The 10,983-nt window shown below is 55.3% G+C and carries 8 protein-coding genes; 4 read left to right on the top strand and 4 right to left on the bottom strand.

Features of this window, described 5'->3' with window-relative positions; translation table 11 throughout:
- Positions 1 to 200: 200 nt before the first annotated feature.
- The 3 genes from CRO18_RS18290 to CRO18_RS18280 all read right to left on the bottom strand — a co-directional run bounded on the left by CRO18_RS18290 (position 201) and on the right by CRO18_RS18280 (position 4,606).
- Positions 201 to 2,360 (bottom strand): AAA family ATPase, encoded by a 2,160-nt coding sequence (locus CRO18_RS18290; protein WP_097083210.1) that lies wholly within the window; start codon positions 2,358 to 2,360, stop codon positions 201 to 203.
- 121 nt (positions 2,361 to 2,481) lie between these two features.
- On the bottom strand, positions 2,482 to 4,146 hold the full coding sequence (gene tnpC / locus CRO18_RS18285) for an IS66 family transposase (protein WP_097083209.1): 1,665 nt from the start codon (positions 4,144 to 4,146) through the stop codon (positions 2,482 to 2,484).
- 205 nt (positions 4,147 to 4,351) lie between these two features.
- Entirely contained in the window at positions 4,352 to 4,606 is a 255-nt protein-coding gene (locus CRO18_RS18280) for a helix-turn-helix domain-containing protein (protein WP_249276121.1), read from the bottom strand.
- Positions 4,607 to 5,548: 942 nt separating this feature from the next.
- On the opposite strand from CRO18_RS18280, the gene CRO18_RS18275 reads away from it, so the two are divergent.
- From CRO18_RS18275 to CRO18_RS18260, 4 genes are read left to right on the top strand one after another with little or no spacing between them, the layout of a single operon-like run.
- On the top strand, positions 5,549 to 6,691 hold the full coding sequence (locus tag CRO18_RS18275; protein WP_170952737.1) for a DNA cytosine methyltransferase: 1,143 nt from the start codon (positions 5,549 to 5,551) through the stop codon (positions 6,689 to 6,691).
- A complete protein-coding gene (locus CRO18_RS18270) occupies positions 6,657 to 7,865 on the top strand; it encodes a DNA cytosine methyltransferase (RefSeq protein WP_097083207.1) in 1,209 nt (402 codons plus the stop codon). Before CRO18_RS18275 ends, CRO18_RS18270 begins: the two co-directional genes overlap by 35 nt.
- The gene (locus CRO18_RS18265) at positions 7,858 to 9,354 is read left to right on the top strand and encodes an AAA family ATPase (RefSeq protein ID WP_097083206.1); all 1,497 of its coding nucleotides are present in this window, start codon (positions 7,858 to 7,860) and stop codon (positions 9,352 to 9,354) included. Before CRO18_RS18270 ends, CRO18_RS18265 begins: the two co-directional genes overlap by 8 nt.
- Positions 9,355 to 9,365: 11 nt before the next feature.
- On the top strand, positions 9,366 to 10,682 hold the full coding sequence (locus tag CRO18_RS18260; RefSeq protein WP_097083205.1) for an LlaJI family restriction endonuclease: 1,317 nt from the start codon (positions 9,366 to 9,368) through the stop codon (positions 10,680 to 10,682).
- A 107-nt stretch (positions 10,683 to 10,789) separates the two neighbouring features.
- On the opposite strand, the gene CRO18_RS18255 is transcribed toward CRO18_RS18260, so the two are convergent.
- A partial coding sequence (locus CRO18_RS18255) for a transposase domain-containing protein (protein WP_143128692.1) occupies positions 10,790 to 10,983 on the bottom strand: 194 nt, incomplete at its 5' end.

The raw sequence follows: 10,983 nt of genomic DNA, 5'->3' as shown, positions 1-10,983 counted from the left end.
CTCGGTAAAACGTGTCTTCTTCATCGGAATCTCCTCGTTCATCCTGCCGAGAAAATTCCACTTCCGCATCCCCTTAGGATCGGGGGGGATTACCCTATCTTGGCGCTACGCGCCAAGATGAAACGCCAAAAGATTCGACATTTTTGGCCGAGGCTGGATAAAAACACAGATTTCCTGAAATCGCGCAGGACGATTTACAATCAAAGCGCCTTAACTTGCTCGTAAATCCTCCGGAGGTGCTCGTCCGACATGTCCAGGATCGGCTCATACATGAATGAGTTCAGGTGAATGTTCTCCGGCGTCATGAGGACGACGCTGTCCATCACTGACGTCGCATCATCCTCCGGGAAGCGCCCCTTGAAGCATCTGAGCAGCGCCGTTGTCTGCATCCCACGGATGCCCGCAAGAGCTTCCGGGTCGCAGATCCGCCCAATCATGTATTGCTCGGCACGCAGGCGCGTGGCGATGGACAAGACGATCTTGTTCTCGAAGTTCGCTCCGTCGGCCTCGGCCAAACAAGCGTCGGCCTCCTGATAGATCAGCTCGAGCGCGGTGCCGGCAGTGGGAGTGGCATTTCGCGCGGCAGCGCCGAAGATACGACTATAGAACTCGAACAGCTCAGCATCCGTGATCGTTTCGGTGTTTGGCTTTACATGAAGTAACGCGGTCAGGGCTATGTAATCAGGGTCTTGCTTTCCCTTTGTGAACTCCACAAGGTTCCGCATGAAAGGGATTGAAGCAATACGCTTTCGAGGCGCCGTGCCGAAGTGAACCTTCCAGTCGTTGACAAAGATGTTCCTGATGCCGACGGCCTGACTGACCTCGATGCCACCCTCCTTTTTGGCTACCATGAAGCAGCTGTCTCTTCTCACAAAACGGCTCTCAAGCGTCCTGAAGAAGTCGAAGTTGTGAGTCAGAATGACTTGTCTGAAATTCTCTTCTTCAGAGATGTCTTTGAGATACTGGATAATAGCATACTTGTTTTTGTAGTCGAACGAGTCCGCAACATCGTCGACAATCATTAGTGTTTTCTGGCCTGATTTGATCCGAACCTGAACCTCAAAGATGATATTCAGGATATATAGCGCTTTCCTCTCCCCTGTGCTCAGCACTTCTAGGAGGGCGTTTTTGTCGACGTCCCTCCGGTCCTCGCCCTCTCTGAACGTGAACCCAAGTTTCGGAATTTCACCTTCTAGGACGGCCGAGGTGAGATTCTGCACGCTCAGCTCGAATGGAACGAAGAAGCGGCTGTTAAAGATTTCGATAACTTCCTGCCATGCGGTCCGCTCGTTCCGAGCGGCTTCTTCGATCTGCTTCCTCTTGTCAGCTGCATCTCGGACCTCCTGGACAAGCCGATCATAGGCGTCCCGGTGCTTTACGATGTAACTCTTCCAGACCTGCTCCTTAAAATTTCCGATGTTGGAGAGAGCGGGAACGATATCTTCTCGGTTGGAGATGAATGCGTTGAAGTCCCGCACGCTGACGTTTCGGTGGAGCAGCTTCTCGACGGCTTCGAACGTCTTGCGGAGCTTCGCATCAGCGGCGATTCCTTCCTTCTCGGCTTTGACGAGGTCCTCGAGCTGCTGTTTTGTGGTTATCTCGACGTGGCGGTCAGCGTTCAGTCTAACGCTGTGCGCGGCGCCGAAGAATCCGTTGCTCTCGAGAGCTTTGGCAATTTCACCGGCATTGTAATACGTGAAGGTGCCGCGCTTGAAATAGGTGGATTGATCGATGAGCTCGTTGAATCGGACTACATAGTCTTCGAGCGCTTCCTGCACTTGCTCCTTCTCCAGCATCTCGACGACCTTCGGATCGAATACCAAGTCGTAGGGGATGTCAGCGAACTGCGCGTCGGACTGGATCTTGATTTCGTCATTTATTCGAATGACCGCGGTCAAGAACTGGTCCTCGGTCCGAGTGAACGTCGCCGATATCTCGGCAGCGAGGTCGCGTTTGGAGCCAGACTGCTCCTTCATGGCGGCGAGGAAGGCCTTCTTTGCATCCTCGACACCGGCATTCAGCTTCTCGTAGTCTTTGCGTAAAGCAGCGTTAACAAGAAGCGTCGATGTATTCGCGCTGGGGCCAAACTCCTCGTCGTATGGGCGGACAACCAGGATGGACTCGGGGTCAAGCTCTGCACTGCTTTCGTCGACGACCACGCGCTTTGTTGTCCGATCGGGGAACATCCGATCTGAGGACTTCTTTCCGTCCGCGATGTCTTGAAAGGTCTTTGCCAGAGACGATTTCATGGCACCGTTCGGGGCGTAGAGAGCCGCCGCTTGGCAATCCCTGAAGTTGAACGTGTGCTCTAGCCGGCGAATTCCGTAGCAGTTCTCAAGGTCGAGCTTCAATTCGTCCATAGTCGTCCCCCATCCCTTTTTTAACTATTTTAGGAGGGAAGGACGCTGCTTGTCACGGATTCGATGTAACTGGCGCCCGCCAAAGCAGGGGCAGTTCAATTCCGGATTTCTCGACTCTGCCTCAGGTGAGCTTCTCAATCAAATACCGATCAGTTGGGTAATGCCATGGGAGCAACTTATGGTAATCTGCTAGCGGCAATTTCTTTGCGATCCTATCGAATACCCAGCTCAAGTAAGCGAACGGCTCAACACTGTTAAGCTTGCAGGTCCCGACCAGACTGGACAGAATCGCCCAGATCTCTCCGCCAACTTCCGACCCCGCGAACAGAGAGTTCTTCCGGATCAATGCCAAAGGCCGGATCACGTTTTCGACCGGGTTATTGTCCATCTCGACGCGGCCGTCGGTTAGAAAAACCTTCAGGCCTTCGCGAAGTTTCATTGTGTAGTTGATGGCATCGCCCAGTGCTGATTTCATCAGGATATGAGCGCCAAGCGCTTCGAGCTCTTGAAACAGGGCAGCGACGATCGGTTCGCTTAGGCGAGCCCGTTCGGTCTGCCGTACAACTGGCGGCTGCACCTTCAGGGCTCTTTCAATCTCAAAAAGTCTGTCAATGGTGTGGACGACCTTGAGGGCTTCTTCAGATTTTGTGGCGCTCCACGCATCAAAGAATTTGCGGCGGACATGCGCCCAGCAGTAAGTAAGGTTTATTGGGCCGCCAATCCGATCAAGAGCAGTTAGGCGGTTGTAACCCGCATATCCATCGACCTGCAGTATTCCGGCGAAACCACCGAGGAATTTCTCACCATGAATGCCTTCTCGCGACAAGGCAAACTTAAAAGCAACTGCTGGAGGCTGATTGCCCTTCCAACGCCGGTCATCGCGGCACATTGACCACATGTATGCTGTCTTGGTTTTACCCAGCCCTAAAACCTGTAGCGGGGCAGTTGTTTCATCCATGAACAATTTTCCAGATGCTTGAAGATCGGAAATCAGCGCCTCGTAGAGCGGTTTCAAAACCTCACCAGCGCGCCTGGCCAGTCGCCAGAGCGTGGATCGGTTTACCTTCAAACCACTACGCCCGAAAATCTGTTGCAGGCGGTGGTGAGGCAAGAAATCTGCGAATTTTGATATCACCGCCGCAAGTGACATCGTATCGTCGAAGCGGGAATAATCGAACACCCGGTCAGGCACCTTGGCCTGCACGAACCGGTTGCACTTTCGGCAGCAATATTTCGGGAAGCGTTCCTCGACGACGTAGACCTCAGCGGGCCGATAGGCGAGCTTCTCAACAACTTGCTCTTCCACCAGAGCGGGGCGGCACCCGCAAGAACAGAATTGTCCCAATTCCGGCTCAAGGACGATGACCTCGCGCCGAAGGTGTTGTGGATTCGTCAGTTTTTGGCGCCCGCGCAAACCCCGCGGCTTTTTCGCTAGAGAAGGCGGTGCCGTCAGCGGCGCACTCGAGGTGTCACATTGCTCGTCTGAGGGCCTCGTTCCGGCGCGAGCGCATTCTTCTTCGTCACTGTCTTCCGGCGCAGCCTCAGGGCACTTTTCTGATTTTTGGCCAAACGTCATCCGGGTGAGTTTTTCGATCCGCTCGTCCTTCCGCTTGATTTCGGCGCGCAAGGTCTTGATCTGCGCCGATGCAGTGGAAAGCCGCGCCTGAAGAACAACTACCTCGCCATCGCGTGCCAAATCATTTGTGGCAATCACTCCGGCAGTTTGTCGGACAACACTGTCCTGATGACCTCTAAGCTGATCGCAGGCCCGTTGAATCGTTTCCATCCCGTCTGTCGTCCCGATCGTTCCGCGGCCAAGACCGCAGCATACAGGTGGGTATGCCAAACCAACGCGCTGCCGCACATGGCTGCGCTGCTTGACTTTCGATAATTGCTGGGGGATAGATGAGGCGTCGCAGCGAGCGATTTTCCGAGGCCCTTGGGATTGCCGTCCCGGGGCCTCAACTCTTCCAGAGCCCTTGGTCTTTAGCTCATGTGACCTCTCCGCTTCTACCAGGGTAACGGTCCGGGAAAAGAGCTTCCGGGCGAGTAACCAATGCCTGCGCCAAGATTAGCTCGATGCGCGCGGATCTGCTTTTGCCAAGTGAAACCGCACTGACGGAAGAAACGCTAACCTCCGCGCGTCTTGCGATCTCAGCGAAGGTCAGACCGCGCAGGGAAAGCTCGTATCGGATTCGAGCATGTCTTTCTCTATCGATGGCCAAATCCAATGGAGCACCTTCCACCTTCGCGAATCACATTAATAAGCAGATGACGCACTGAATCGTGAAGATCAACAGTCAAGTTGACATGGAAACTTGGCGGCCATTTGCCAAGCGTCACTACCGTTCGATTAATCAGATTTTTTCGCAGAGCCAATAGCAAGTTTTTCGCAAACCATCATATCGGCTGGAACCTGTTAATTATAAGCGCTGTGCGCGGGAACAGAGTTGTTTTTCGCAAAGCCTTAATTCTTTTTTTCGCAAATCTTGCGGACGCCTTCTTAGCATCGATTTTTTTGCAATTTTTTTTGACGTTGACAGCCAGACACCCATTCAGGGTCGGCAACTTCGAGGTCTTCGTTCGGCTTGGTCAGGCAATGCGTATCTGTTCCTCGCGGCTCGGAGACGCTAAACCTGAACTCATCTCGCGCGATTAAAGAGCGGGCGACTTGGCGAAGGGCAAAGCACGATGGCTATCAAGGAGAGCGATCGCTATATATCGCGACGAAGCGGGTGGGGCACGACGCCCGCCGCCTTCGCACCGGACGGGAAGCGGACAGTGGGGGCGCACCATTGCCGTCGCAGAAACTGGTGATAGCGGCCGTTTGGCATCTGCATACAAGCGTTGGGATGCGCAGAACACAAGCGGTCGCGGTGCCGCCCAAGTCACGCATTTCAAGGCGGGAATCTGCCGTCGAGCATTGGAAGACGCGCAGCGCTTGACAGAGTCATCTCCGTCCGGATTTTCCATTTGTCTCGATCCCCAATGCCACATGACACCTGCGCGGTTTCTGATTGAGAAGAGGTGATGCCGGTGGAGAGGCTTGGCGGCGGCGGAGCGCCGGGGGCCGCGTCTACTGGACCATAACCATTGAGCGAATGAACCCTAGACACCTGCCATCATACCCTTATGTTATAGCACATTGTTTTGCCCAAACCGACGGATCCAAATAGATGCTACAGCGAGTGCCCGATGGCCAAGCGTTCACCGAGGTTCGCGGGGCTGATCACTCCTACCTGCGAATGACGCACCGACCGAAGCAGGTGGCCTCGAGACGGACGATCCGCACAGTAGATTTGTTTGCCGGATGTGGCGGAACGGCGCTCGGCATTGAAGAGGCCTGCCGGTCGCTGGGATATCGGTCCCATATCGCTTGGGCTATAGAAGTGGAGGCGGCAGCGTGTCGGGTCTTCCGGGACAACTTCGCAGAAGCAAACTTGGTAGAAGACGACATCCGCTCCTTTCTGGCAAGCGATGTGGGTGCCAGCTTGACGCAGGTAGAGGAATGCCTCCGGGACGAGGTTGGTCCGGTCGATTTGCTTGTCGGAGGCCCGCCTTGCCAAGGGCATTCCGACCTCAACAACTTCTCTCGCAGGAATGACGCGAAGAATGGACTGTATCTCTACATGGCACGCGCGGCGAAAGTATTCCGTCCGTCAAATATCATTATCGAGAACGTTCAGGGCTTGCCGCACGACCGTTCTGGAGTGCTCAAACGTACGCTAGACGTTCTTAGCGATGAGGGTTATCACCTTTCACATGGACTGGTCGACATTGCTCGGCTGGGTGTGCCGCAACGGCGTAGGCGGCATATTGTGCTCGCTTCTCGCGTCGGGCCGGTTCGGGATCTTGACGACATCGTGCGGGACGCTGAATGCGAAGAGCGCGATGTCGCTTGGGCCATCAAGGACCTTTCTGACCGTACCAGCGGGTCGATTGTCGATACGCCGTCTAGGCCGTCGAAGGACAACCACGCCCGCATGGATTACCTCTTCGACAACGGTCTTTTCGAGTTACCCAACGAGCAGCGCCCCCCGTGCCATCGTGACAAGAAGCAAACCTACACCAGCGTCTACGGCCGAATGCGTTGGGATCGTCCCTCGCAGACGATAACGAGCGGCTTCTACAGCATGTGTATGGGGCGCTACGTTCATCCCGAACGGAGGAGGACTATCACGGCGCATGAGGCTGCTCGCCTTCAGTTCTTCCCTGACTATTTCAAATTTGAATCTGCAAAGTCGCGTACCGCGCTTGCCCGGATCATCGGGAATGCCGTTCCGATGAAGCTCAGTTATGTCCTGGCTCGGGATTTACTCGTTGAACGCTGAACCGAACTTTCGCTGTAGGTGGCATGAGAATGAACGCCCCGCGTTGCGTATCGCCGGACTGTTCGCCGGGATCGGCGGCTTCGAGTTGGGGCTCGGACGCAGTGGCCACGACGCTGCGGTTTTCTGTGAGTTCGACACAGCAGCGCAAGCGGTGCTCCGGCACCGGTTCCCTGATGTTGAGGTCGCTCCTGACGTACGGCACCTCCGAGACTTGCCGGAAGACATATCCATCATCACCGCCGGCTTCCCGTGTCAGGATCTGAGTTCGTCCGGTCTGAAGAAGGGCTTAGACGGCACTAGGTCGTCGTTAGTGGCCGAAGTGTTCCGAATTCTGGAGGCCAAACGCGTCGAATGGGTACTCATCGAGAACGTCCATTTCATGCTGCACCTAAACAAAGGTGCTGGCATCCGTGAGATCGCAGATAACCTAGAGCGGCTCGGATACAACTGGGCATATCGAGTCCTCGATACGAACGCATTCGGGCTTCCTCAACGGCGTCGACGAGTCTTCGTACTTGCATCAATGACGCACGACCCTCGGGACGTGATCCTGTCCGACGATGCTCCTCTCGACGAGCCGATCATGCCCCGTATCGATCGACCCATTGGCTTCTATTGGACGGAAGGTACCTACGCGACCGGACTTGCGGACGATGCGATCCCTCCGCTGAAGGGCGGCTCGACGATTGGCATCCCGTCCCCGCCTGCAATCCTTATGCCCGACGGACGGGTCGGCACACCGGACATTCGGGATGCCGAGCGTTTGCAAGGGTTCGACGCTGACTGGACCATCGCAAGCAACGAGGCACATCGACCGTCGCTGAGATGGCGCTTGGTCGGCAACGCGGTTTCAGTAAACGCCGCGGCATGGATCGGCAAGAAGCTGCGTATGCCCCAGCCGTACTCTGCATTGGACGACCTGCCAGTCGTTGATGGGAAGACATGGCCCAACGCAGCGTGGAGCATCAACGGTCGAAGGCATGTATCCCGGGCCTCGACCCGCCCGATCCGGTTGCAAGCTCCTAGCCTGCAGGCATTCCTGCAACATGACCTGAAGCCATTATCTGAGAAAGCGACGTCTGGCTTCCTAAAGCGTGCTCGGAAGGGAAACCTGCGTTTTCCAGTGGGTTTCCTCGAAGCGTTGGAAGCTAATCTGGAGCGCGTTGATGTCTAACGATCTTGGTGGCGATCCCATTGAAGAGTTCCGGAAAGCACTGGAGGCGCTGCAATCAGCAAGTTCTCAAAATAACCGAAAAGGCCGCGCCCTCGAGCTTTGGTTCCAGAAATTCCTGAATGAGAATGTCGCGGTCTCATACGTAAATGAAAAAAAGCAAATCGGGAATCGCTTCAAAGAGCAGCGCGACAAACGTGCCGCGTATACGGTATTTTTGTTCAACGACGACGATGTCCTTCAAAAAACACAGAGTCGCATCGATTCATACCGTTACCCTGAACACAAGCGCATATACTTCTTTCGATACAATGCCGGAGAAACTCCAACATTCACCCTTCAGCTGCGCCTTCTCGCCACCGATGACGACCCTCTTCATGATCTCATTGGGGATAAATTCGGCACTTCTGAGGTTTTACGCTTGTCAGAAGTAACGAAAATTGCCGAAGACAGCGATGCGGCCGCTGTGGAACGCGGGCATGGAGCCGTAGCAGGCTCGGGGCATGACGGTGTCGCAGTCAACGAAGCCGGGAAATTTCCCTTGGAACTTCCGCTCCAACTGATTGTCCACGGTTGCCCCGGGTCGGGAAAGAGCTTTCTAATAGAGGAGGCGTCGAAGGAGGCGCACTTCGCCATCCGTACTGTCTTTCATCCGTCGACGAGATACTCCGATTTCGTTGGCGGCCTGCGACCGGAGTCCGTCTACTTGCTCACCGAGGACGATCTTAAGTTCATAGGCTCGGAGGGCGATGTTCCGGGTGAGCCCTACGTTCAATATGTCGTCCGTCCAGGTCCTCTCCTGAAGGCCTACCGCTTGGCTTGCCTGCATCCTAAATCGTCTGTTGTCCTCCTTATCGAGGAACTGAGCCGTGCCGTCGCCTCTGAAGTTTTTGGAGACATGCTGCAATTGCTAGATCGGCGGGACACTGACGGAGAACCGCTCTCGGGATACAGCGAGTATACGATCGAGCCACAACCAGACATTCGTGCTTGGCTCAGAATGAACAGGATAAGCCATAGTCAGGCGTTGAACGGTAATATGCGGCTCCCGCCAAACCTATACCTCTGGGCCACCATGAACCGATCTGACCAGAACGCGCGCCAGCTTGACTCGGCTTTTTTGCGTCGATGGTCCAAGAAGTATCTCTCGTACCGGATCAACGGTAACTACGACGATGCTGAGGTATTGTATGGTGGAGTCCGGCACACATGGGGAGCGCTGCGCGGAGCGATTAATCAGCGCCTCAAGAGCTTGGAGGGGGTACCGGAGGATAAATTCATCGGCCCGTACTTTGTTTCTCAACGCAAGCTCAAGGATCCTTCGTTCATATACGAGGATGTTTGGGGTTACATCTGGAACGACGTGCTGAAGGCCCGTGCGCCCCAGTTCTTCGAAGGAACCGAAACTTTCGCCGAACTCGAGGATGTTTGGGACCACGGGAAAGGCCAGCCCATCGGCCCTATCGCACGCGCTTCCGATCCAGCCAGTTGAATGCGCCTGCGATGGTCGGGCTAGTCGGGACACTCATCGAAGGCGACACCCATTCCGTTCCGGAGTGGCAAGGTCTACTGAAGGTCGAGGCCTCCTCAATCACCAAGTTGGTCAATCGCAACGTGCTTAAGAAGGCACCGGGCGCTGGCGGACGGTACCGCATGGATTTCGTGGGTTTGATATCCGACACGAACGGCTCCGCCTTTGTCCTTCCGAAGGTTTTTGACCCTGCTCGTCGACCGGCCAACAGCGGAGATCTGCTGCGCGTCATTCGTTGTATCCAGCTATTTGAGCGACGCTCAGCGAGGAACCGACGATCAGGAAACGTGGCTGAGACGGACTTCCTCTTCACCGATGGGGAAAGCTTGATAAGTCTCTTCCTCAGCCTGCTAAGCTGGACCCGTGATCACGGTCTTCACGTCAATGACCGCGACAGCTTGGTCACAGATCCCGCGATTATCGATTGGTTGGAGACGGTCGAACGGGGGATGGCCCTGTACTTCCCGCACGGCCTGGCGTTCGCGGATGCATATGGGTGGAACAAGTCGCGAAGTCATAGCGACCTCGCGGTCGTCCAAGCGACGGCGTTACTGGATCTCTACAACTCGCTCAACTCCATAAGTCATATCTGGATCTCTGAATATGACGCGATAATTGAAGCATGCAAGGATCTGCTCGCCGATACGGAAGCGGATGTACAGCAACGACAATCCCTAAAGCAGGTGGTATTGGAAGCGGATCTTCACGCGACTAAGGACCATGAGCGCTGGTTGGTGTCAACGCTTCGGCAATGGCTCGAGAAGAGAGTGCCGGACGGACATGCACTTTCGCTATACGGCGTGAATGCGTTTCACGTCCTCTGGGAAGACATGTGTCGTGTCGCATTTGGCGCCTCAGAAATCAGTCACACCGAGTTCGCCTCACAACCCAACGTCACTCGCCTAGAAGGCAAAATATCCTTGGCACCACAACGCCCTGACCTCATAGCAAGCGTGCCCGAAGGTATCGTAATCGCGGACGCCAAATGGTATCGCTATTGGCGCGGTGATTACCCGGGAACACCGGATGTGACAAAGCAGTTGATGTACGAACTGTCAGCGAGTCCGAGCACACCGATCGTCGGCAACGCGTTCATTGTGCCCGTCCCTGATGATGGCGCGGCGGTTTTTGAGACCATCGGTCATGTTGGCATGGAGTCTGACGGGATCGCTGACACGCGTTTCCGGCCCATCGCTATAGTCGGCGTTCAATGGAATAAAGCAGTTGACTGTTATGTCTCGGGCGTACCGTTGCCGACATTCCGCGAGTTCTTGGCCTCGCTCCGATAAGCCGGACACCTGACCACCTAAACTTTACTTAGGCTTTGCTCTACCCCCACATGACAGGCAGCAAAGGGCTGCTGAGCCTCGCCTGAGCGACGTAAGCGGTGTCCCGATCACACGTTTGCTGGGTAATTCCACGGGAGCAGATCATTGATCAGGCTTTGCTTGTGACCTTGGACGATGGCGTTAAGCGTGGATGAGAGCCATGCTTGGGGATCGACGCCGTTCATTTTGCAGGTCTCGATCAGCGAGGCGATGACGGCCCAGTTTTCGGCGCCGGCATCGTGGCCCGCGAAGAGGGCATTCT

Source organism: Rhodobacter sp. JA431 (assembly GCF_900217725.1).
Lineage (GTDB): Bacteria > Pseudomonadota > Alphaproteobacteria > Rhodobacterales > Rhodobacteraceae > Rhodobacter > Rhodobacter aestuarii.
The sequence above is the reverse complement of the archived record's forward strand: the minus strand, read 5'-3'. Positions and strand labels throughout refer to the sequence as shown.

What these genes read in the sequence shown, in the direction of transcription:
- tnpC (WP_097083209.1), bottom strand. Translation starts at nt 4,146, where the DNA reads ATGGAAACGATTCAACGGGCCTGCGATCAGCTTAGAGGTCATCAGGAC.
- CRO18_RS18290 (WP_097083210.1), bottom strand. Translation starts at nt 2,360, where the DNA reads ATGGACGAATTGAAGCTCGACCTTGAGAACTGCTACGGAATTCGCCGG.
- CRO18_RS18260 (WP_097083205.1), top strand. Translation starts at nt 9,366, where the DNA reads ATGGTCGGGCTAGTCGGGACACTCATCGAAGGCGACACCCATTCCGTT.
- CRO18_RS18270 (WP_097083207.1), top strand. Translation starts at nt 6,657, where the DNA reads ATGTCCTGGCTCGGGATTTACTCGTTGAACGCTGAACCGAACTTTCGC.
- CRO18_RS18265 (WP_097083206.1), top strand. Translation starts at nt 7,858, where the DNA reads ATGTCTAACGATCTTGGTGGCGATCCCATTGAAGAGTTCCGGAAAGCA.